We start from the raw sequence: 21987 nt of genomic DNA, 5'->3' as shown, positions 1-21987 counted from the left end.
TTTGGCTTTGACCACTCTTCAGGACGCGCTGAAGCTAGTGCCAGCAGGTCTACGCGACCCACTTATTGAAGAGTTTAACCAAGCCCTTGACGAGTATCGCGCTGCTGATTGGGAGAAGGTCGGCCTCAAAGCAGGCAAGTTCTGTGAAATAGCCTACTGCGTGTGTGCCGGTCACGCCACTGGCGGCTATGCTTCCTCACCTTCTAAGCCAGGAAACTTTCCCCAAGCGTGTCGGGACTTAGAGCAGCATAACGGCGCAAAGGGCCGCTCCCTGTGCATGCAGGTGCCCAAAGTTTTGGCAGCGCTTTATGAGCTACGAAACAACCGCGCAATTGGCCATGTGTCTGCCGAGGTCAGCCCTAACCACATGGACGCGGAGCTTTTTCTGCGTGGCATGAAGTGGGTCATGGGCGAGTTCGTACGAAATTTTTCGCAACTGCCTCTAAATGACTCTCACGCCGTCGTAGAGGCGGTGACTGCCCGAACTTTCCATATGGTTTGGGCAAGTGGCGATCTGCGTCGGGTTTTGGAACCTGCTAAGACGGCGAGCGACAAGGTGATGATACTACTGTACGCGGAAGGGAAGCCGGTACCGGTCCCGCAGCTGCAAACGTGGGTCGAATACAAAAACGGAACGGACTTCAAGCGGAAGGTCATCCGAGCGCTGCATAAGAAGGCTTGGGTTCAATACGACGAGAAATCGGGCTTTGTTCAGATTTTGCCGCCGGGGCAAGCACATGTCGAGAAATCTGGACTGCTAGTTTCTGTGATTTAGCGGGCCGACCTCAGACTTCCCCCCTCACAACCTCCCCAACCGCTCCGTCAAAAGCCGGTAGAACCCCTCCCGGTCCACGCTGCCCATAAACATCGCGTTGGGCTCGCGGCCCGTCACGCGCCACCAGTCGGCGACGGTCATGCCGAGGGTGAGGGGGCTGGAGGTCTCGATCTCCACGTTGATGTGGCGGCCGTGGAAGAGGGCGGGCTCCAGGAGGTAGGCGATCACGCAGGGGTCGTGCAGGGGGGCGCCTTCGCTGCCGTATTTCGCGGTGTCGAAGCGCTCGAAGAAATCGGTCCAGGAGGCGACGGCCTGGCCGACGGGGGTGCCTAGGCTCCGCATCCCCTCGACCCAGGCGCGGGAGGTCAGGGCCTTGTGGGTGACGTCGAGCGGCATCACCACAAGGGGAACGCCGGATTTGAACACGATGTCAGCGGCGTCCGGGTCGACGTAGATGTTGAACTCGGCTGCTGGGGTGATGTTGCCGCCCTCGAAATAGCCGCCGCCCATCAGGACGATCTCGGCCACTTTGGGCACGATGTCGGGGGCGCGCTGGAAGGCGGTGGCGATGTTGGTCAGGGGGCCGAGGGGGCAGAGGGTGATGCTGCCCGAGGGGTGGGCGCGGAGCGTGTCGATCAGGTAGTCGACGGCGTGTTCGGGTTGCAGGGGATGGGTCGGGTCGGAGAGCGGGATGCCGTCGAGGCCGGATCGCCCATGGACATGCTCGGCGGTGACGAGCTTGCGGGCGAGGGGGGCGTCGCAGCCGGCGTAGACCGGGGTGTCGCGGTTGGCGAGTTCCACGATGGTACGGGCGTTCTTCTGGGTGAGGGGGAGCGGCACGTTGCCCGCGACGGCGGTGAGGGCAAGGACATCCAGCTCGGGCGAGGCGAGGGCGAGGAGGATGGCGACGGCGTCGTCCTGGCCGGGGTCGGTGTCGATGATGATCTTGCGGGACATGGGCGGGCTCCTTTCTTGCACCGTGCCGGGAGGCGACAGGGTTTGTCCAGAGGCTGGCCTGTGGCAGGATGGCGAAAACGGGAGGTGTGCGATGGAGATACTGGTCGGGACGACGAAGGGGCTGTTCGTGCTTTCGGGCGGGCGGGTGGAGGGGCCGTTCTGCGAGGGCTGGCCGATCAACCATGCGGTCGGGCGCGGGGGGGAGATTTTTGCGGCCGGGGGGAGTGGCTGGCACGGGGCGGGGGTCTGGCGGCGGGTTGGCGGGGAGTGGTCGGTCGCGAAGGGGCCTTTCGAGGGGGCGGAGCAACTGTGGTCGGTGTGTTTCGACCGCGACCGGGTGCTGGCGGGGTCGAAGCCGGCCTATCTGTTCGAGAGCACGGATGGGGGAGAAAGCTGGCGGCGGCTGGAGGCGCTGACCGACCAGCCGGGGGCGGACCAGTGGATGCCGGGGGCGGCGGGGCTGACCTTGCACACGATCCTGGCGGATCAGAAGGGCGGGGTCTGGGTCGGGATTTCGGCGGCGGGGGTGTTTGAATCGCGGGACGGGGGCACAAGCTGGCAGATGCGGAACCGGCGGGGAAACCGGGCGGGGCCGGCGGGTGCGCTGGCGCGGGACTGGGGGGACGGGGTGGAGTTCAGGCAGGAGGACGAGATCTTCTCCTGTGTCCACAACCTCGCCTTCGGGGCGGCGGAGGGGCTGATCTACATGCAGAACCACCAGGGGGTCTATCGGTCTCGGGATGGCGGGGCCGTGTGGGAGGAGGTGACGGAGGGGCTGCCCTCGACCTTCGGCTTCCCGGTGGCGGCGCATCCTTCGAAGGCTGGCACGTTCTGGGTGTTCCCGTTGAACGGGGATTCCCTGGGGCGGTACCCGGTGGATGGGCGGGCGCTGGTCTGGAAGACTTCGGATGGGGGGGAGACATGGGAGGGGAAGGGCAAGGGGCTGCCGGAGAAGGACTGCTTCTTCACGGTGCTGCGGCAGGGGATGGCCTCGTGCGACGCAGGGGTGGCGTTCGGGACGAACTCGGGGTCTGTGTTCCTGTCGAGGGATGAGGGAGAGAGCTGGGAGGAGGTCGCGCGGCACCTGCCGACGGTCTTGTCGGTGGAGTTCATGGGGTAGCTGTCCACGGTGGACAGAAAATCGGGGCGTGCAGAATCAAGGGGTTGGTCGCGGACATTAACGGTTTGGAAGGATTCCTTCGCGGGTTCGGGGTCGGGTTTTGGCGACCTGTGCAGGCGTGCCGGGGCGGTTAGGGTTCCTGCGGGCAAGGCGGCTCGGAGGACCATCATGCGCATGTTTCTGTCGCTCGCAGCGGTCGTGGCGACGGCCTTTGGGACCGAATGGCTGGTCGGGTCCTGGCTGGGCGAAGCGTGGCGCTTCTGGGTCGGCGTCAGCGGGGCGGCGCTGGCGGCGCTCGCCGGGGCACTGGTCAAGGCGAGCGGGATCGGCGCGCTGACCCGGTATCTGCGCACTGCGGTGATCGGGGCCGGGGTCGGGGCGATGCTGGACCGGACAGGCCTGCGGCTGGGCTGGCTGCGGCGCGGTTTGTGGATGGCGGGGGTGGATACGGAGCGGGAGAGGCGGCCTCAGCCGGCTCCGGCCTGGTCGGGGACGAGCGAATGGCTTCTGCGGCTGGGCTGGGCCGGAACGCTGGTCGGGATCGGGATGGTCTGGACCGGGATGGTCGGGGGGTGAAGCCGCTGCGTCAATGCCGACCAGTTCAGCATATCTTGCTGTCACGAAGTCGGTGTCAGATTGGCTGCCAGCAACGCCGCAGCAAAACTAATCCCTGGGGAACTTGAGCCGCAGCCATTTCAGCACCTCGCGCTGATCCGAGGCGGTGGCACGTCTTACCTGGACAAGCAACTTAGCCAGCGACGGTCGATCAAACGTCAGGTTCGCGGCGCCTTCGTTGCAGATCGAGCACAGCGCGCGCAGGTTGCTTGGGTCATCGGTTCCGCCCAGGCTTTTGTCGATCACATGGCCGATATGGAGGCGGGTCTTGCGGCTCGGGTCATAGGGGTGCGGTTCCCCCGCGACGGCGCCGCATTGCTGGCAGGTGAACCCGTTGCGATCCAGAACGAAGGCCCGCGTTTCCTTGCTGACGGCGCGTTCGAATGCAGGCTGAGGCTTCGGATTTTCCAGAAGATAATCGCCGGGCTTCAATTCGCTGCGGTCGTTGTGCGTGAGGATCTGGTAGCCTTCCTCGGTCCGCAGCTCGCGCACGCGCCGAGCCCATTCCGAGATGTTCCCGGCCACCTGCCGAAGCTCGTCCGATGCCATTATGCGACCGAGATTTGCCAGGAAGTGCGCTCGCAGCATCGCGCGAGCGCCCTGGCTGTTCTTCCCGCGGCTCATTCCGCAGCAACCTCCATCCGCAGGTCGGACTGCATGTCGCCCCTGATGATCGCCTCGCGGATCTCGGCCCCCAAGGCCATGGCCACCGGCGGCGGAAAGGCATTGCCGATCTGCTTGTAGGCCTGTGTCTTCCGCCCGGTGAAATGCCAGTCGTCGGGGAAACCCTGAAGCCGCGCGACCATGCGTGGGGTGAGGCGCGGCATGTCTGCAAACCCGGGCGCGGGTGCGGTTTCGCCGATAGTCTTGCCGTTGACGCCAAGTCTGGCCCAGGCGGCGCGTGCTCGGGTTGGCCCGAGGTCCGGCCCGCCATGTTTCTTTGAGCCGCCGACGATCGTCGGGGCAACCTCGTTGGCGCGGCGCGCCCAATCGGCAGCACCCTCCCATCCTTCCGCCGCCATGAGGTCGAACAGAACCTCGCCAACGCTGGCAGGGGAGGCTTTTGGTGCGGGAAACCGGAAATGCCGCCAATATTGCTGAAGGCCCGCCACAATCGCCACGCGCGGGCGCAGTTGTGGGACACCGAAGTCGGAGGCGTTCAGCAATCGCCAGTCCGCGATATAACCCATTTCGGCGAGCCGGGAGCGCAGGAAATCGCGGTAGGGTGCGAAGACCGGATCAAGGAAGCCGCGCACATTCTCGATCAGAACCATCTTCGGGGCGGCCTCCGCGATGATGCGCAGCGCATCCCCGAACAGGTTGCGTTCGTCCCGGTCGCCGAGTTGCTTGCCGGCGACCGAAAAGGGCGGGCAGGGAAGTCCACCGGCAAAAAGGTCGATGCCGTGGAAGGACTTGCCGTCAACGGACCGGATGTCGGCTTCGAGAACGTTCCATTTCGGACGGTTGTGACGGAGCGTTGCGCAGCAGTGCTTGTCGATCTCGACCAGGCCCACATGATCAAAGCCCGCGTGATCGAGGCCAAGGGCTTGTCCCCCGGCACCGGCGCAGACTTCCAAAGACGTCAGTTTGGACATCACATTCTCCGTCCGGAGGAGCATATATTGTGCGCCGACAGATTCAACCCACAACAACCTGAGTCATAACCAGAGCATATTTTGGGCGCGCTAACAGTTGGTAAACCTTGAACTGATCGCCTTTCTGTCTCTACCCCGCATCACAGCCGAAGTTGGTTTCAACCTGACTTCAGGCTCCGGATCGCGGTTCATCCCACGTGGGCGGGTGGATCAAGGAAAAAAGGCGCGCATGCCTGCGCGCCCGGGGAGAGGGTCGGGGCAGGCCCTGACCTACAAGTGCGGCCCGATCACCCGTCGAAATCCACCGTCTCCATGATCTTCAGCGCCGCCGCGCGGGCCTTGGCGATGTCGGCCAGCGGCGTTGCGTCGGGGGTGAACTCGCCCCAGCTTTTCACCAGATCGGAGCGTTCGACACCCGGCTTGACCGGGAATTCGTAGTTGGTCTCGGCGTAGATCCTCTGCGCCTCGTCCGAGGCCAGCCATTCCATGAACTTCAGCGCGTTTTCCCGGTTCGGGGCGGATTTGGTCATCGCGACGCCCGAGATGTTCAGGTGGGTGCCGCCGCCTTCGAAGGTCGGGAAGATGATCGAGACCTGCTCGGCGGCGTCCTTTTCCTCGGGGTTCGCGAGCATCTGGCCGATGTAGTAGGTGTTGCCGAGCGCGATGTCGCATTCGCCCGCGGCGATGGCCTTGACCTGGTCACGGTCGCCACCGTCGGGCTTGCGGGCGAGGTTGGCCTTCAGGCCCTCGGCCCACTTGGTCGCATAGGCCTCATCGTGGTGGACGATGATCGCGCCGAGGAGGGCGACGTTGTAGTCGTGGAGCCCCGAGCGGGTGCAGAGCCGGCCTTTCCACTTGTCCGAGGCGAGATCTTCGTAGGTGGTCACTTCGCCGGGCTTCACGCGGTCCTTCGAGGCATAGACGACGCGGGCGCGGGAGGTGAGACCGAACCAGTGGTCGTTCGGATCGCGCAGTTCGGCGGGGATGTCGGCTTCCAGCACGTCGGACTGGACGGCCTGGGTGACACCCGCGTCGACGATCTGCATCAGGCGCGCGATGTCGACGGTGAGGACCAGGTCGGCGGGCGAGCGGTCGCCCTCGGCCTGCAGCCGCTCGGCCATGCCCTTGTCGACGAAGGCCACGTTGACGGCGATGCCGGTTTCCTTGGTGAAGGCATCGACGAGGGGCTGGATCAGCTCGGGCTGGCGGTGGGAGTAGACGTTGATCTCTTGCGCAAGGGCCGGGACGGAACAGGCGAGGAGAGCGAAGGTCGAGAGGCGCAGCATTGGCTGACTCCTTTTGTCAGGTTTCTGGCGGCGCTTAAATCCGAGTCTTTCGCTTTGGTCAATCGGGAATGCGGCCCGGGGGTGGTTGCCGGAAGGCAACCATCCGGCGAATTCTTCCAGGAATGCTTGAACCCTGGCACCGGAAAGGCGAGCTTCCAATCCGCGAGGCGACGTCCTCCCCCTGTCAAAGGGTTGAAGTCCGGGACGGCCCGGCGCTTGACAGGAGGCTATGATGGCCTGGGTTTCGCTGCTTTTCGCCGGTATCTTCGAGATCGTCTGGGCCTGGGCCATGAAGGCCTCGGACGGGTTCACGAAACCCTGGGCCGTGGTCCTGATGCTTGCGACAATGGGTCTCAGCTTTGCGCTGCTGGCCCATGCGATGCGGGTCCTGCCGCTGGGGACGGCCTATGCGGTCTGGACCGGGATCGGGGCGCTGGGGGCTTTCGCCGTGGGTATCGTGGTTCTGGGGGAACCGGCGACGGCGCTGCGCATGCTGGCGGCGGGGCTGATCCTGTCGGGGATCGTGATGATGAAGCTGGCGACCTAGCGTGCCTTGTCCTCGGCCTTGGCGCGGTTCCAGAGCGCGTCCATCTCGGCAAGGTCGCTGTCGGCGGGGGTCTTTCCAGCCTCGGCCAGCCAGTCCTCGATCCGGGCGAAGCGGCGGGTGAACTTGGCGTTGGCGGTGCGCAGCGCGGCCTCGGGGTCGACCTTCAGGTGGCGGGCGAGGTTGGCCATGACGAAGAGGAGATCGCCGATTTCCTCGGCAAGTTCAGTGTGGGAGAGGGAATCGCGCGCCTCGACCACCTCGCGGGCCTCTTCGGTGAGCTTGTCCAGCACCTCGCCGGTCGAGGGCCAGTCGAAGCCGACGCGGGCGGCGCGGTTTTGCAGTTTCAGCGCACGGGTGAGGGCGGGGAGGCTTTGGGCGACGCCGTCGAGCGTGCGGGCAGGTCCGCGTTCAGCGGCCTTCTGCGCCTCCCAGTCCTTCGTCTGCTGCTCTGCCGTCTTGTCGCGGGACTGGTCGCCGAAGACATGGGGGTGGCGGGCAATCATCTTGTCGGAAATGGTTTCGACCACGTCGGCAAAGCGGAAATGCCCGGCCTCGGACGCCATCTGGGCGTGGTAGACGGTCTGGAACAAGAGGTCGCCAAGTTCGCCTTTCAGCTCAGGCCAGTCGGCGCGGTCGATGGCATCGGCGACCTCGAAGGCCTCTTCCAGCGTGTAGGGGGCGATGGTCGCGAAGCTTTGCGCGATGTCCCAGGGGCAACCGGTTTCGGGATCGCGGAGCGCGGCCATGATGGCGAGGAGCCGGTCGATGCCGGTTGGCGGAAGGGCGGACAATGCGGGCATGGGGCCTCGGGTCAACTGCGGGGCCAACCTACGGCGGGTGCGGGGGCCTTGGCCAGCCCCCGCGACAGGTCAGAACGACAGGCCGATGCGCAGCGACAGCGAATTCGCGTCGATGGTCGTGGTCTGGGGACTGCCGTTCGGAGAAACACCGTCCACCTTGCGCGCGAGGTATTCGAGGCCGAGGCCGATATTGTCGTTGACCGAATACTCGACGCCCGCGCCATAGGAAATGCCGCCGAAGTTGCCCGGCCCGGTCGTGTGGTCGAACGTCACCTGCGACCAGCCGAGCACGCCATAGCCGAGGAAACGGCCCCTGGTGACGCCGACGGATCCCTTCACGTCGAAGGCCTTGGAGTATTCCTCCGCAAAGCCCTCGATGGTGGTTCCGGACAGGTTGGCCAGTTCCATCTCGCCGCCGTAGACCACGTTGCCCTGCTGGAGACGGTAGCCAAGAAAGATCGAGCGGAGCGATCCGGAGTCGACATCGTGGGAAGAGGCGGGGTTCTGGTATTCAAGATCCCCCGTCGTCCGGCCAAGCGAGAAACCGCCATAGACACCCGTCCAGGCCGGATCGGGCTGAGCATCGGGCGGCGGCGGGAAGACGACCGGATCTTCGACGACCGCCGGGCCGCCAGCCAGCACGGGGCCGGCCAGGCAAAGAAGGGCGGCCGCAGCACGCAGGGAAAGGTTCATGGACTGCTCTCGGGTTCTGACTGCTTTTGCCGCAACATAGCAAGGAATTGCGCCGGATTCCGCGTCGACATTGCACCCCGCGAATCGATTGCGGCCACCTGATGCGGATTTGCATCGCCCGGATCGGCGGCCAAAGTCAGGCAGTCGTGACCTGCCGGAAACGCCTCATCCATTGCGGTCGGCCGGGATTTCGGATTTGATCAAAGGACACGCCGGAGGAGTCTTGCCATGCCCGTTCTGAACCGTATCGCCTCGTACGCCGAGGAAATGAAGGGGTGGCGGCGGTATCTGCACCAGCACCCGGAGCTGGCCTTCGACTGCCATGACACGGCAGCCTGGATCGCCGAACGGCTGCGCGAGATCGGGGTGGACGAGATCCACGAAGGCATTGCGAAGACCGGGATCGTGGCGCTGATCAAGGGGCAGAGTGCGGGTCCGGTGATTGGCCTCCGCGCCGACATGGATGCCCTCCCGATCGAGGAACTGACCGGCGCGCCTTATGCCAGCACGGTGAAGGGCAAGATGCACGCCTGCGGGCATGACGGGCATGTGACGATGCTCTTGGGCGCGGCGAAGTACCTGGCGGAGACGCGGAACTTCGCGGGCACGGTGGCGCTGATCTTCCAGCCGGCGGAGGAAGACGGCGGCGGCGGGCAGGTCATGGTGCAGGAAGGCATCATGGACCGCTTCGGGATCGGCCAAGTCTACGGCATCCACAACGCGCCGAACATTCCCTTCGGCCATTTCCAGACCACGCCGGGGCCGTTGATGGCGAGCGTGGATACGGCGGTGGTCAAGGTGACGGGCAAGGGCGGGCATGGTGCCACGCCGCATGAATGCGTCGATCCGGTGGTGGCGATCGTCGGCATGGTGCAGGCCTTGCAGACCATCATCCCGAGGAACGTCTATGCGCTGGACGAAGCGGTGATCTCGGTCACGATGATCCATACCGGGTCGGCGTCGAACATCATCCCGGAGGACGGGACCTTTGCCGCGACGATCCGCTGCTTCAAGCCGGATGTGCGGGCGTTGTTGAAGAAGCGGTTCCATGAGATCGTCGAGGGCCATGCGGCGGCCTATGGGGTGACGGCGCAGATCGACTATGACTGGGGCTATCCGGCGACGATCAACCACGAGGAGGAGGCGGATTTCGCCGCCGGGGTGGCGCGCGAGGTCTCAGGCGAGGAGGCGGTGGACGCCCGGGCGGGCCGCGAGATGGGGTCGGAGGATTTCAGCTACATGCTGGAAGCGCGCCCCGGGGCCTATCTGTTCCTGGGCACGGGACCGGGGGCAGGGCTGCATCATCCGGCCTTCGACTTCAACGACGAGGCGGCGCCGGTCGGGGCGAGCTTCTTCGCGCGGCTGGTGGAGCGGGCTCAGCCCTTGGGCTGACGGATAAGCGGGATCAGGCCGAAGCCGATCTGCCCGGCAAGCCCGAGGGTGCCGGGCGGGGTGGCCATGGCGGCAAGGAACTGCCCGGGCGTCTGGCCGAAGGCCAGCGCGGTGGCGAGTTCGAGGAGCATCAGGATCAGGAAGCTCAGCAGGGCCATGCCGAGGCGCGGGGTCAGGGGCCAGCGGCGCAGCACGCGCCCCGCGACGAGCCAGGAGAGGGCGAGGACCAGGGGCAGCTCCAGCGCCACGGCGGCCAGCGGGCCGAGTTGCGGGGCGATGAAGGTGACGCGCAGGGCGCCGAGGGCGAAGGCCACGGCGAAGACCGGCAGGGTGTAGGCGAGGGCGGCTGGGGCGAGGCGGGGCATGACTGCGGTCAAGGTTGAACTGGCTGGACGCGGGCGAGGCGCGTAGAGTGCCGGGATTGACCCGTGAGAGAAAGGCGATTCTGACGTGAAAGCTCTTGCTGTCCTGCTCCTGTTGGCCACCCCGGTGCTGGCCGACGACTATTTCGGCTTCCGGTCGCCCACCGGCAACATCCATTGCGCGATGTACACGTTCGACGGTCGGGCCGAGGCGCGCTGCGACCTCCGGTCCTATACGCCGAGCTACACGAAACGCCCGGCGGGCTGCGAGCAGGACTGGGGCATGGCTTTTGGCGTTGCCGCGTCGGGCAAGGGGGAACTCCTCTGCGTCGGCGACACGGTGCAGGATCCGGGCAACCCGGTGCTGCCCTATGGCGAGGCGGTCAGCCTGGGGGGCATCTCCTGCGTCTCTGCCAAGAACGGCATGACCTGCACCAATGCGGAAGGGCACGGGTTCAGCGTGGCGAAGGCAAAGCAGAAGCTGTTCTGAAACCGCAGTGCCTGGGTCCGGCCTTGCAGCCTCCGGCGGGGATATTTGGGCCAGTATGAATTGCCGAATCGGGGGAGTTGCCGATAGCGGCAGAGCGTGGGTCCTGATGGGGCCGGATCAACCTTTGGACACCATATCTTGCCCCACCGCTACCATTGGTCCGGTGCCGGGGCTGGCGTGGATATGATCAAACTGATACATTGACTGTGCAGTCAGTGACCGGATAGCCAAATGACCCTCGACCTGTCGAACAGCCCCTCGCCCGCCGATCTGTGGGAAATGGACCGGGCGCATGCCCTGCATCCATGGACGAATTTCGGATCGTTCGAGAAGGAGGGCAGCCTTGTCATCGCGCGGGGCGAGGGCTGCTATCTCTGGGACGCGGAGGGGCGGCGCTATCTGGACGCGGTCGGCGGGATGTGGTGCACCAACGTCGGGTTGGGGCGCAAGGACATGGCGCGGGCGATTGCCGACCAGGTGGAGCGGCTCGCCTTTGCCAACAGCTTTGTCGATGTGACCAACGAACCCTCGGCCCGGCTTTCGGCGAAGCTGGCGGCGCTGGCTCCGGGTGATCTGAACCGGGTGCATCTGACCACGGGTGGGTCGACGGCGGTGGATACCGCTGTCCGCATGGTCTGGTACTGGCAGAGCTGCATGGGGCGGCCCGAAAAGACCGACATCGTCGCGCGGGATCATTCCTATCACGGCTCGACCTACCTGACGCAGTCGGTGGGCAAGCGGCCGGGCGACCGGGTGGCCGAGTTCCGCTACAAGGAAGACGGCATCCATCACCTGACCCCGCCGAACCCCTATCGCCGCCCGGAGGGGATGAGCGAGGCGGGGTTCTGCGATCACCTGGTGGCCGAGTTCGAGGCGCTGATCGCGCGGGTGGGCGCCGACCGGATCGGGGGGTTCATTGCCGAGCCGATCCAGGCCTCGGGCGGGGTGATCGTGCCGCCGGAGGGCTATCTGCGGCGGATGTGGGAGGTCTGCCGGAAGCACGACATCCTGTTCATCGCCGACGAGGTGGTGACGGCGTTCGGGCGGCTGGGGCACTGGTTTGCCAGCGAGGCGGAGTTTGGCGTGGTGCCGGACATGATCACCTGCGCCAAGGGGCTGACCTCGGGCTATCTGCCCTTGGGCGCGCTGATCTTCTCGGATCGTATCTGGGAGGGTATGGCGGCGAAGGGCGAGCGCTGGTTCACCTCTGGGTTCACCTATTCGGGGCATCCGGTGGCTTGTGCGGCGGCGTTGAAGAGCATCGAGATCATCGAGAGCGAGGGGTTGCTGGAGAACGCGGCTGTGGTCGGGGATTACTTCCTTGAGCGCCTCAAGGGGCTGGAGGGCCTGCCGCTGGTGGGGCAGGTGCGCGGGCGGCGGTTGATGGTCTGCGTGGAGAACGTGGCCGACAAGCGTACCAAGGAGCCGCTGCCGGATGGGGTGAATGAGAGCAAGCGTATCAGCGATGCGGCCGAGGCGATGGGGCTGATGGTGCGGCCGATCGGGCATCTGAACGTGATGTCGCCGCCGCTGACGATCACTGGGGGCCAGGTGGATTTCGTGGTCGAGACGCTGGAAAAGGCGATCCGCAAGGTCACGGACGAGCTGGTGCGGGAGGGGCACCGGATCGGGTGAGGCGCCGGAGTTTTCGAAAACTCCGGGCCGGAGCCTTTGAAGGCTCCGATGCGATTTCTTCGAAGAAATCGCGTGCTTGACAAGGCGGCGGGCCAGGGGTTTCTTGGCCCCCCCGGATCCGCGCGTCTCCGCTGAACGACTGCGCCGAGAAGACCCGAGATCATCATGGCACTGGAAGATGCAAAGACGCAGGTCGACACTGCGTTCACCCGGAAATCCAACCGGGGGTATTCCTTTGAAAACGCCTTCGGCGGGGCGACGTCATTCCTGCGGCGGACCTACACCAAGGACCTGACCGGCGTTGATCTGGCGATCACCGGGGTGCCTTTTGACCAAGCGGTAACGCACCGCACCGGCACGCGCTTTGGCCCCCGGGCGATCCGCGAGGCGTCCAGCTTGCAGCCCTATGATCCGCCCTATGGCTGGCCGACGAACCCCCTGGAGGAGATGTCGATCATCGACTACGGCGACTGCGCTTTCGACTATGCCAAGGTGTCGGACTTCCCCGAGACGCTGACGAACCACATCCGGACCATCCTGAAAGCCGGGGCGGGGACGGTGACGCTCGGGGGCGACCACTACATCACCTATCCGATCCTGAAAGCCTATGCCGAGAAGTTCGGACCCCTGGGCGTGATCCATTTCGACGCGCATTCGGACCTCTGGCCGGATGACGACCTGACCCGGATCGACCACGGCACCATGCTGTACAAGGCAGTGAAGACGGGCCTCGTCGACCCGAAACGCTCGGTCCAGATCGGCATCCGCACCACGACCGAGGATTACCTGGGGGTGAACGTCATCGACGCGCGGGAGGTGCATGAGAGGGGCGTCGCGCATGTGGTGGCGAAGGCCAAGGATATCGTCGGCGACGGGGCGACCTATGTGACCTTCGACATCGACTGCCTCGATCCCTCTGCCGCGCCGGGGACCGGGACGCCGGTCTGGGGCGGGTTGCACAGCTGGCAGGCGGCAGCTGCCTTGCGCGATCTGGCCGGGATCAACATGGTCGGCGGCGACATTGTCGAGGTCTCGCCACCCTATGACACCAGCGGGGCCACGGCGATTGCCGGGGCGCATGTCGCCTATGAGCTGATCTGCCTTTATCACTGGGCGCGGACGCAGAGGTGAGGCGCGCCTATTGGATTGAGCGGCTTTCGCCGCGAAGACTCTTTGTCTCGCGGCTTTGCGTGAAGAACGCAAAGCCGCTCGGGCGGGCTCCGCCGGGGATATTTGGGCAAATGTGAAAGGGCTTGGGGCGGCCCCTTGACGCTTGCGGGCCTGCCTGCGAAACCCGCCGCATGGTTCCCTTGGACAGACTTGCCCAGATCACCGAGCGGTTCGAGTTTCTCGAAGCGCAGCTCAACGCGGGCGCGGCCCCGGCCGAGATCGCCCGGATCAGCCGGGAATATACCGATCTGAAGCCGGTGGTGGAGGAAATCCATGCCTATCGCCAGTCGCTGGACGATCTGGCCGAGGCGGAGGCGATGCTGTCCGACCCCGAGATGAAGGCGCTGGCGGAGGAGGAGCTGCCTCGGCTGAAGGCCCGCATCCCCGAGATGGAGCAGGCGCTGCGGCTGGCGCTTTTGCCGAAGGACGTGGCCGATACGCGGCCCGCGATCATCGAGATCCGGCCCGGCACGGGGGGCGACGAGGCGGCGCTGTTTGCGGGCGATCTGGCGCGGATGTACCAGCGCTATGCCGAGCGGATGGGCTGGAGCTTCGAGGTAATCAGCGAGCAGGCGGGCGAGGTCGGGGGGCTGAAGGAATTCTCGGCCCATATCCAGGGCGAGGGGGTCTATGCCCGGATGAAGTATGAAAGCGGCGTGCATCGGGTGCAGCGGGTGCCGGAGACCGAAGCGCAGGGGCGCATCCATACCTCGGCGGCGACGGTTGCGGTGCTGCCCGAGGCGGAGGAGGTCGACATCGACATTCCCGCATCCGACATTCGCATCGACACCATGCGGTCTTCGGGCGCGGGGGGGCAGCATGTGAACACGACCGACTCCGCGGTCAGGATCACCCATCTGCCGAGCGGGATCGTGGTGACGTCGTCGGAGAAATCGCAGCACCGGAACCGCGAGATCGCGATGCAGGTCCTGCGTGCACGGCTCTATGAGGCCGAGCGGGAGCGGCTGCATTCGGCCCGCGCGGCAGACCGGAAGTCGCAGGTGGGTTCCGGCGACCGCAGCGAGCGCATCCGCACCTACAACTTCCCGCAGGGCCGGATGACCGACCACCGGATCAACCTGACGCTGTATGCCCTGCCGCAGATCATGGGCGGCGACCTGGGCGAGGTGATCGACGCGCTGGTGGCGCATGACCAGGCCGCGCGGCTGGCGGAGATGGAAGCGTGAGAGCGCAGGACGCATTGCGGCTGGCGGTTCCGCGGCTTCAGGAAGCCGGGATCGAGGACGGCGCCCGCGATGCGCGGGTTCTGCTGGCGCATGCGCTGGGGATCGGCCACGACCGCCTGACGCTGAAGCTGCAGGACGAGATGACCTCCCCGCAGGAGGCCCTGTATGACGAGGCGCTGACGGCACGCATGGCCCGGCAGCCGGTGGCGCAGATCATCGGGCGGCGGCTGTTCTGGGGGCTGTCGTTCCGGGTGACGCGCGACACGCTGGACCCGCGGCCCGAGACCGAGACGCTGGTCGCAGAGGCGCTGAAGGAGCCGTTCCTGAAGGTCCTGGACCTTGGCACCGGAACGGGCTGCATCCTCTTGTCCTGCCTCAAGGACATGCCGATGGCGCGGGGGCTCGGCACCGACATTTCGGACGCGGCGTTGCAGGTGGCGATCGGGAATACCCGCGACCTGGGGCTGGAGGCGCGGGCGCGGTTCCGCAAGTCCGACTGGCTCGACAAGGTGACGGGCGCCTATGACCTGATCGTCTCGAACCCGCCCTATATCGCCACAGAGGAGATGCCGCAGCTGGCGCCCGAAGTGCGCGACTGGGAGCCGCATCAGGCGCTCACCCCCGGCGGCGACGGGCTGGACGCCTACCGCGCCATCGCGCGGGGCGCCCCGGCCAGGTTGATGCCCGGCGGGCGGCTTCTGGTGGAAATCGGGCCGACGCAAGGGGTGGCCGTCAGTGCGTTGCTCCGGGCGGCGGGGCTGGAGGACATCCGCGTCCTGCCCGACATGGATGGCCGTGACCGTGTGGTGGCGGCCAGAAAGCCCGGCGGCGACAGTTGCGGTTGTGCCTGACCTCCGCCTATTCCACCGCAAATGCGCAAATATCCCTTGTCACATGGGCTTCCCTGTGATTAGTGACCCCTGTCGGGCGCGGGTTCCACCTGCCCCTGACGCATTGTCCAAGCCCTGCTGACCCGGATTTTGCTGCCCATGAGGGGCGGCGGTTGCAGGCCAAAGCCATCATAAGGACCAGATGCGCTCCTCCAAGAAACGCTCGCGTTCCAACCAGAACCGCCCGCGCACCCTCGGCAATATCGTCAACCGCGTCTTCGATTCCTCGGGTCCCGAGGGCAAGGTGCGTGGCACGCCGCAGCAGATCATCGAGAAATACCAGATGCTGGCGCGCGATGCGCAGCTGTCGAACGACCGCGTGGCGGCCGAGAACTTCCTGCAGCACGCCGAGCATTACACCCGGATGCTCGCCGAGGCGATGAAGGAAATGGCGGCCGAACAGGAAGCGCGGCAGCAGCAGTACCAGCAGAACGGCGGCCAGAACGGCCAGAACGGGCAGAACAACGGCCAGCAGGGCCAGCCCCGCGGCGATCGCCAGGGCGAGGGCGAGGGCCGGCGCGACCGCAACGACCGGGACAATCGTGACAATCGTGACAACCGCGACAACCGGGGCGAGCGTCAGGACCGGGGCGAGCGTCGGCAGGAGTTCAACCGCGACTACCGCGAGGAGCGCAGTTTCCCCGCCGAAGAACAGCCGATGGCGACCGATGTGATCGAACTGGATGCGGGCGACGACACCGGCCTGATCGAGACTCCGGAATCGGCGCCGCGCGCCCGCGTCGAGGTCGAACCCGTGGCGGAACCTGCGGTCGAGGCCCCGCCGAAGGAAGAGCGCGCCCCGAAGCGTCCGCGCGGGCCGCGCAAGCCCAAGGGCGAGGGCAAGCCGGATGGCGAGCCGCCGCAGGAAGCCGCCGAATAGGCCGGAAACGTCAGCAAGGGCCGCCACGCAGGCGGCCTTTTCGTTTGGGTCAGGTCGCGCCGGGGTGCGGGTGCTGCGCCACCAGCTTTCCGATCATCCGAAGCCCGTTGTTCACGGCAACAAGGTCGCGTCGGCGCATCCAGTCGAGCCAGAGCCCGTCCAGCGTCGCCATGATCAGGTCGGTCAGGGCCCGGAGCGTATCGGGTGCGACAAGGGGCGCAAGCAGGGCCTCCAGCCGGGCGCGGTAATGGGTGTAAAGCTGCAACTCGGTTTCGGCCACGGCGGGATGCGCGGCGGCGGCTGACCAGAGGTCGATGCGCGTGCGGATATGCGCGGGGGTCAGGAAGTCGTCCGAGAATCCCGCCCGCAGGAACGCGGCCAGCCTGTCCTTCGGCGTCGCGGCAGACAGGCTGGCGTCCGAGGCCGCACGAAGCCGGGTGGAGAGCAGACGATAAGCCTCGGCCAGGACCTCGTCCATCCCGGTGAAGTTGTAGGTGATATGGCCAAGCGACAGCCCCGCCTCGGTCGCGACCCTGCGCGCGGTCAGACCCGCATGCCCCTCGCGCCCCAGGACGCGCAGCGCGGCCTCGGCAATTTCGATGCGCCGGTCGGTCCGGGTCTGGCTGCGGGGCGGGGCTTCGGTCATGGTCCTGGCATAGCCGGTTCACGGGGTGCTTGACAGGCTACTCCGGTTTGTACAAACGTACAAGCCAACGGAGGGCCGCATGGACATCTCGCATTTCCTGAACTCGCATCTTCTGGACCCCTCGGTCGGAGGCAAGCGGCTTTGGGCCGACATGCTGGAACAGGCGGTTCATGCAGAATCCTGCGGGTTCCGCGGCGTATCGGTGCCGGAGCATCACCTCCTGAACATCCTTCTGGTGCCCTCGCCGCTGCAATTCGCCGTGGCCATCGCGGCGCGGACCTCGCGGGTCGAGATCGCGACGGCGATCTGCCAGCTGCCGATCCGTGACATGCGGGTCTTTGCGGGCGAGGTGGTGCAGGCGCAGGCACTCTGCGGCGGGCGGCTGGTGCTGGGGGTGGGCAAGGGCGCCTTCGGCTTCGAGACGGGGCGGATCGGGGTGCCGATGGAGGAGACGAAGCCCCGGTTCGAGGAAAGCCTTGCCGTGCTGGAGGCGCTTCTGACGCGGGAAGAGGTCAGCTGGCATGGCGACTGGTACAGGTTCGACGCGCTGACGGCGATGCCGCGGCCCGAGGATCCGATCCCCTTGGCGTTGGCGATCATGGCCCCGCCGGGGATCGAGGCGGCGGCGGCGAAGGGCTATCACATCCAGACGACGCCGCTGTCAGCGAGCCACGGCGTGCTGGAGGGGCAGGTGGCGGCCTTCCACCGGGGCGTCGCGGCCTCCGGCAAGACCGGGCAGCGGCTGTCGCTGCAACGGGGGATCTTTGTCTCGGATCGTCCGGCGGAAGTGGAGGATATGCTGGCAAAGGCTTACAGATACTACGAAAGCTTCGACAATGTCTTCGGCGGGCCGGGGATCGTGGAGCACGGGATCATCAAGCCGCTTCCCCGGAAGCAAAGCATGGAGGACTTCCGCCGCAACATCCTGATCTGCGGGCGGGAGGAAATGATCGACCGGCTTTCCGCCTATGCCGAACTGGGGATCGACGAGGTCATCGTGTCGTCGAACTTCGGGCAGGCGCAGGGGGCGGTGCTGGACATGATGGGCAGGCTGGCGGAAGACGTCATGCCCAAGGTGGCGCCGACGGCCCGGCAGGCCGCGTAAGGGGGAAAAGATGCCAATCATCCGGATCGAGATGTTCGAAGGCCGCACGGTGGAGCAGAAGCGCGCCTGTGCCGAGGCGGTGACGAAGGCCTGGTGTGATACCTGCGGGGGCACGCCGCAGGCGGTGACGGTGGTCTTCACCGATGTGGCCAAGCATGACTGGGCGACGGCCGGGCGGCTGGCCAGCGATCCGAAGGAATAGAGCTTGGCCCTCGACTGCTCCTACACCGTTGAAGGGCAGGGTGATGCCCTGTTCCTGATCCATGGCATCGGGGCGCGGCGCGCGACCTTTGCGAAGCTGGTGCCGGACCTGAAGGACCGCTTCACCTGCATCAGCTATGACCTGCGCGGCCATGGCGAAAGCCCGGTGCCGGACGGGCGTTTCGGGCTGGACGATCTGGTGGACGACCTTGAGGCGCTGCGGGCGAAGCTGGGGATCGACCGCGCGCATTTCGCAGGGCATTCGCTGGGCGGCATGATCGGCCCGGCCTATGCCCGGCGCCATCCCGACCGGGTGCTGTCGCTGGGCCTGTGGTCGACGGCGGCCTTCCGGACGGAGGACGACAGCGCCAAGGTCAGGGGCGTGGTCGCGGCGATGCGGGAAAAGGGGATCGGGCAGGTGCTGGACACGCTGACCGCGCGCTGGTTCACCGATGCCTTCTTGACGGCCCATCCCGAGGTGATCGAGTGGCGCAAGCGGCAGGTGATGGAGACGCCTCCGGACGTGTTCCTGAATGTCTTCGACATCTATGCCGAGACGGAAATGGGACCCTGGCTGCACGAGGTCACGGCGCCCGCGCAGATCATCACCGGCGAGAACGACGGCGGCTGCAATCCACGGCTCAACCGGCTGATCCAGGCAGCACTTCCGGGGTCGGAGCTGGTGATCCTGCCGGAGCTGAAGCACGCGATCTTCATCGAGGCCACGGACCAGGTCGCCCCGCACATCCGCCGCTTCCTCATGGCGCAGTCCGGGCGCTGACGGCTTGCCTGCGCTCCGGTCAGGCGGCAGGGTGGCCGGGCAAAGTGGGAGGCGGGAATGCAGGCGGCGGGCGGGGTCTTTTCCATCGGCGAATGCATGGTCGAGTTCTTCGACCGGGGCGATGGCTGCTGGCAGCGCGGCTTTGCCGGGGACACGCTGAACGTGGCCTGGACCCTGCGCGCGCTTCTGCCCGCCGAGGTTCCGGTGGGCTATGTGAGCCGAGTCGGGCGAGATGCCGTTTCGGACGCGATGGTCGATTTCATCGCTGCTGCGGGGGTCGGGACAGAGGGCATCAGCCGCGATCCCGAGCGAACGGTCGGGCTCTACACCATCGCGACGGATGCGGGGGGCGAGCGGAGTTTCACCTACTGGCGGCAGGCATCGGCTGCGCGTCGACTGGCCGGGGATGGTCCGGCGTTGGCCGACCGGCTGCGCGGTGCGCGGCTGGTCTATTTCTCCGGCATCACGGCGGCCATCGTCGGCCCGGAGGGTCGCGCGGCCCTGTTGGCGGCGCTGGCCGAGGCGAGGGAGGCAGGCGCCCTTCTGGCATATGACCCGAACTACCGGCCGCGCCTTTGGGAGGATGCGGGAGCGATGCGGAGCTTTGCCCGGCAGATCGCGGGGCTTGCCGATATCCTTCTGCCAACCTTCGAGGACGAGGCAGCGGCCTTCGGCGATGCGGACCCGCAGGCCGCGGCAGGGCGGCTCGCGGGCTGGGGCTGTGGCGAAGTCGTGGTCAAGGATGGCGCGCGGGAGACGCTGCTGTTCCAGAATGGCGAACCCAGCCGCCACCTGCCGCCGCAGGGTCTGCGCCCGGTGGATACGACCGGGGCGGGGGACAGTTTCAACGGGGGGTATCTCGCCGCACGCCTGATGGGGCTTGCACCCGCCGCCGCCGTGCCCCTGGCGCAGGCCGTTGCCGCGCGCGTGGTGATGGAGCGTGGCGCGCTGATACCGCCCGACACCTTGCGCCGGGCGGCAGGCTTGCCGGTCAGGGCAGGGTAAGCGCCATTTCGCTGCGTTCGCCCGCCTTGACGGTCAGGGGCGTCTCGGACTGCTTGTCGTCCTTGCTGGCCTTCACCACATAGTCGCCCGCGGGCAGCGTGGTCTGCCACGCGGGCCCGTAGCCATAGCCAAAGGACGCCCGGTCGCCGTTGATGTCGGGCTTGGCCGCCAGCACCTCGATGAACTCGTCCGCTTGCGTGGTGAAGGCCGCGACGCCTGCATTCAGGGGGGCAGTGATCTCGGTCCGCTCGCCGACCTTGACGGTGAAGGGGACCTCGGCCTTGGCCGCCCCGAGCGTCACGACGGCGACATAATCGCCCGCCGGAAGGTCGAAGCTGGCGCCCGCGCCGTAGGTATAGCCCAGCGACTTGCGGTTGCCGTCGATGTCCTTGGCCGCGCCGAATATCTCGACGAAATGATCGCCGCCCTCGACCTTCACCCCCTCGGCATAGGTGGCGTCCACCACCGCAAGGCCGGTGCCGATGATCACGTCCTTGTCGATCTGCTTGCCCGCCTCGAAGGTGAGCGTTTCTTCGACTTTCGCGGCGCCGAGGCTGGCGAGGAAGCTGTATTCGCCCGCCGGGAAGACGTGCAGAGCCTGGCCATAGCCGGATTCGGACACTTCTTCCGGACCGCGCACTTCCCAGAAGGCATCGGAGGCGATATCGCCGCCTTCGAAGGCATAAAGCTTCAGGTTCAGCACCCCGGCATTCAGGTTCGCGACCGGCTGGGCCAGCGCATCGGCGGTGATCGTCACCTCCTGCTCGGCCTTGGCGTCGTTCAACTCGGTGAACATCCGGTAGGTGCCGGGCGGCACAAGTTCGGTCTGGCGGCCGTAGACCGTGATCGTCTCCTCGGAGAGGGCACCGTCGGGCAGGACAAGGCGCAGGGTGACATAGGCATCATCGACGATCTTATCGGCGGGTTCGGACTGCCCCTCGGCCAGGACGATGACCGGATCGAAGTTCTTGTCCAGCACCATCGGGGTCGGCTCGGGTTCGGGCACAGGCTCCGGTTCCACCACGGCAACCGTGGTCTTCAGCGCCTCGACCAGGCCGCCTGCATCCTTGGCCTGGATGTATTTCCCGCCGGTATTCTCGGCCAGGCAGGCCACGGCCTTGCCTTCCTCCTCGGTCAGGCCGAAGCCCACGACATGCGCGGTAAAATCGACGCCCGAGGCTTCGAGTTCGGTGCCGAGCGCGCAGGGATCGGCCTCGCAGGTCTCGATCCCGTCGGTGATCAGGATGACGGTGGCCTTCTCCTCGGTCGATTTCAACTCCGACGCCGCGCGGCGCACTGCTTCGGTCAGCGGCGTCTTGCCCAGGAATTTCATCGCATTGGCGGCATCGGTGATCGCCTGCGCGGTGCCGGGGGCGGGGGGCACCACCAGTTCGATATCGTCGCAACTGCCCTTTTCGCGGTGGCCATAGGCCATGAGGCCGATCTCGGCCGCCGGGTCGAGGCCGGAGAGCACCGATCCCAGCGCCTCGCGGGCGATTTCCAGCTTGGGGCGACCGTCGATCTGGCCCCACATCGAGCCTGAGGCATCCAGCACGATGATCGACTTGCCCTCGGCCAGAACCGGGGCCGCAAGACCGGCCTGAACCAGAAGGGCGGCAATGAAGGTGTTGAGAATGCGCATCTCCGGGCTCTCCAATGCAACAACTATCGGGCGAGCCTAGGGCAGCCGCTCCGGCCCGGTCAACCGCCGCCACGAAAAAGGTCTTCGGGACATGCCCGAAGACCTTGCCAACCCAGGGAACGGTTCTGGGGACCTTGTACCGGCCCCCGGGGCGGCTCTGGCACGAAGCGCCGGGGCGTCAATCCCCACGGCGCCCCGACCTTCCGTCGGCGA

24 protein-coding genes are annotated in these 21987 nt (G+C 66.3%); 15 read left to right on the top strand and 9 right to left on the bottom strand.

Annotation, left to right across the window (positions count from 1 at the left end; translation table 11 throughout):
• Positions 1–7: 7 nt before the first annotated feature.
• Positions 8–775, top strand: a complete 768-nt coding sequence (locus tag JNL31_RS05240; protein ID WP_294970789.1) for a hypothetical protein — start codon at positions 8–10, stop codon at positions 773–775.
• A 24-nt stretch (positions 776–799) separates the two neighbouring features.
• Here JNL31_RS05240 and JNL31_RS05235 read toward each other — a convergent pair whose 3' ends face one another.
• On the bottom strand, positions 800–1732 hold the full coding sequence (locus tag JNL31_RS05235; protein ID WP_294970788.1) for a nucleoside hydrolase: 933 nt from the start codon (positions 1730–1732) through the stop codon (positions 800–802).
• Positions 1733–1823: 91 nt separating this feature from the next.
• Between JNL31_RS05235 and JNL31_RS05230 the strand changes: the two genes are divergently transcribed.
• On the top strand, positions 1824–2852 hold the full coding sequence (locus JNL31_RS05230) for an exo-alpha-sialidase (RefSeq protein WP_294970787.1): 1029 nt from the start codon (positions 1824–1826) through the stop codon (positions 2850–2852).
• Positions 2853–3020: 168 nt separating this feature from the next.
• Positions 3021–3428 (top strand): hypothetical protein, encoded by a 408-nt coding sequence (locus JNL31_RS05225; RefSeq protein ID WP_294970785.1) that lies wholly within the window; start codon positions 3021–3023, stop codon positions 3426–3428.
• 87 nt (positions 3429–3515) lie between these two features.
• Here JNL31_RS05225 and JNL31_RS05220 read toward each other — a convergent pair whose 3' ends face one another.
• The 3 genes from JNL31_RS05220 to JNL31_RS05210 form a co-directional block, all read right to left on the bottom strand.
• On the bottom strand, positions 3516–4091 hold the full coding sequence (locus JNL31_RS05220) for an HNH endonuclease (protein ID WP_294970783.1): 576 nt from the start codon (positions 4089–4091) through the stop codon (positions 3516–3518).
• Complete coding sequence (locus JNL31_RS05215; protein WP_294970781.1) at positions 4088–5062, bottom strand: DNA cytosine methyltransferase; 975 nt, start codon at positions 5060–5062, stop codon at positions 4088–4090. Before JNL31_RS05215 ends, JNL31_RS05220 begins: the two co-directional genes overlap by 4 nt.
• A gap of 287 nt (positions 5063–5349) precedes the next feature.
• On the bottom strand, positions 5350–6348 hold the full coding sequence (locus JNL31_RS05210) for a Fe(3+) ABC transporter substrate-binding protein (RefSeq protein ID WP_294970779.1): 999 nt from the start codon (positions 6346–6348) through the stop codon (positions 5350–5352).
• Positions 6349–6580: 232 nt separating this feature from the next.
• On the opposite strand from JNL31_RS05210, the gene JNL31_RS05205 reads away from it, so the two are divergent.
• Positions 6581–6895: a multidrug efflux SMR transporter gene (locus tag JNL31_RS05205; protein WP_294970777.1), complete on the top strand. Its 315-nt coding sequence runs from the start codon at positions 6581–6583 to the stop codon at positions 6893–6895.
• Here the strand turns inward: JNL31_RS05205 and mazG are convergent.
• Both mazG and JNL31_RS05195 read right to left on the bottom strand, forming a co-directional pair.
• Complete coding sequence (gene mazG / locus JNL31_RS05200) at positions 6892–7695, bottom strand: nucleoside triphosphate pyrophosphohydrolase (protein WP_294970775.1); 804 nt, start codon at positions 7693–7695, stop codon at positions 6892–6894. The two genes, JNL31_RS05205 and mazG, sit on opposite strands and share 4 nt — an antisense overlap.
• 69 nt (positions 7696–7764) lie before the next feature.
• Positions 7765–8388: an outer membrane beta-barrel protein gene (locus tag JNL31_RS05195; protein ID WP_294970773.1), complete on the bottom strand. Its 624-nt coding sequence runs from the start codon at positions 8386–8388 to the stop codon at positions 7765–7767.
• A 228-nt stretch (positions 8389–8616) separates the two neighbouring features.
• On the opposite strand from JNL31_RS05195, the gene JNL31_RS05190 reads away from it, so the two are divergent.
• The gene (locus tag JNL31_RS05190; RefSeq protein ID WP_294970771.1) at positions 8617–9780 is read left to right on the top strand and encodes a M20 aminoacylase family protein; all 1164 of its coding nucleotides are present in this window, start codon (positions 8617–8619) and stop codon (positions 9778–9780) included.
• On the opposite strand, the gene JNL31_RS05185 is transcribed toward JNL31_RS05190, so the two are convergent.
• Positions 9765–10145, bottom strand: coding sequence for a hypothetical protein (locus tag JNL31_RS05185; protein WP_294970769.1), 381 nt, complete (start codon positions 10143–10145; stop codon positions 9765–9767). The two genes, JNL31_RS05190 and JNL31_RS05185, sit on opposite strands and share 16 nt — an antisense overlap.
• Positions 10146–10230: 85 nt before the next feature.
• Here JNL31_RS05185 and JNL31_RS05180 point away from each other — a divergent pair, with 85 nt between their 5' ends.
• The 6 genes from JNL31_RS05180 to JNL31_RS05155 all read left to right on the top strand — a co-directional run bounded on the left by JNL31_RS05180 (position 10231) and on the right by JNL31_RS05155 (position 16394).
• The gene (locus JNL31_RS05180) at positions 10231–10632 is read left to right on the top strand and encodes a DUF6636 domain-containing protein (protein WP_294970768.1); all 402 of its coding nucleotides are present in this window, start codon (positions 10231–10233) and stop codon (positions 10630–10632) included.
• A gap of 231 nt (positions 10633–10863) precedes the next feature.
• On the top strand, positions 10864–12267 hold the full coding sequence (locus JNL31_RS05175; RefSeq protein ID WP_294970766.1) for an aminotransferase: 1404 nt from the start codon (positions 10864–10866) through the stop codon (positions 12265–12267).
• A 165-nt stretch (positions 12268–12432) separates the two neighbouring features.
• Entirely contained in the window at positions 12433–13398 is a 966-nt protein-coding gene (gene speB / locus JNL31_RS05170) for an agmatinase (RefSeq protein WP_294970764.1), read from the top strand.
• A 170-nt stretch (positions 13399–13568) separates the two neighbouring features.
• Entirely contained in the window at positions 13569–14624 is a 1056-nt protein-coding gene (prfA, locus tag JNL31_RS05165) for a peptide chain release factor 1 (RefSeq protein WP_294970762.1), read from the top strand.
• Entirely contained in the window at positions 14621–15475 is an 855-nt protein-coding gene (gene prmC / locus JNL31_RS05160; protein WP_294970760.1) for a peptide chain release factor N(5)-glutamine methyltransferase, read from the top strand. The genes prfA and prmC overlap by 4 nt, the downstream gene beginning before the upstream one ends.
• Before the next feature lie 181 nt (positions 15476–15656).
• Positions 15657–16394 (top strand): DUF4167 domain-containing protein, encoded by a 738-nt coding sequence (locus JNL31_RS05155; protein WP_294970758.1) that lies wholly within the window; start codon positions 15657–15659, stop codon positions 16392–16394.
• A gap of 49 nt (positions 16395–16443) precedes the next feature.
• Here the strand turns inward: JNL31_RS05155 and JNL31_RS05150 are convergent, their stop codons facing one another.
• Positions 16444–17040, bottom strand: coding sequence for a TetR family transcriptional regulator C-terminal domain-containing protein (locus tag JNL31_RS05150; RefSeq protein WP_294970757.1), 597 nt, complete (start codon positions 17038–17040; stop codon positions 16444–16446).
• A gap of 79 nt (positions 17041–17119) precedes the next feature.
• Between JNL31_RS05150 and JNL31_RS05145 the strand changes: the two genes are divergently transcribed.
• Genes JNL31_RS05145 through JNL31_RS05130 form a run of 4 tightly spaced genes read left to right on the top strand, consistent with a single transcriptional unit; the run spans position 17120 to position 20132 of the window.
• Positions 17120–18145 (top strand): LLM class flavin-dependent oxidoreductase, encoded by a 1026-nt coding sequence (locus JNL31_RS05145; RefSeq protein WP_294970755.1) that lies wholly within the window; start codon positions 17120–17122, stop codon positions 18143–18145.
• A gap of 10 nt (positions 18146–18155) precedes the next feature.
• On the top strand, positions 18156–18347 hold the full coding sequence (locus tag JNL31_RS05140) for a 4-oxalocrotonate tautomerase (protein WP_294970753.1): 192 nt from the start codon (positions 18156–18158) through the stop codon (positions 18345–18347).
• A gap of 3 nt (positions 18348–18350) precedes the next feature.
• Positions 18351–19127: an alpha/beta hydrolase gene (locus JNL31_RS05135; RefSeq protein ID WP_294970752.1), complete on the top strand. Its 777-nt coding sequence runs from the start codon at positions 18351–18353 to the stop codon at positions 19125–19127.
• A gap of 57 nt (positions 19128–19184) precedes the next feature.
• Positions 19185–20132, top strand: coding sequence for a sugar kinase (locus tag JNL31_RS05130; protein WP_294970750.1), 948 nt, complete (start codon positions 19185–19187; stop codon positions 20130–20132).
• Here JNL31_RS05130 and JNL31_RS05125 read toward each other — a convergent pair.
• Positions 20119–21774 (bottom strand): VWA domain-containing protein, encoded by a 1656-nt coding sequence (locus JNL31_RS05125; protein ID WP_294970748.1) that lies wholly within the window; start codon positions 21772–21774, stop codon positions 20119–20121. The genes JNL31_RS05130 and JNL31_RS05125 overlap by 14 nt on opposite strands.
• Positions 21775–21987: the final 213 nt, after the last annotated feature.

Origin of the sequence: Tabrizicola sp. (assembly GCF_016792905.1) — a bacterium.
Classification (GTDB): Bacteria; Pseudomonadota; Alphaproteobacteria; order Rhodobacterales; family Rhodobacteraceae; genus Tabrizicola.
This window is presented reverse-complemented; position numbering and strand designations above follow the sequence as displayed.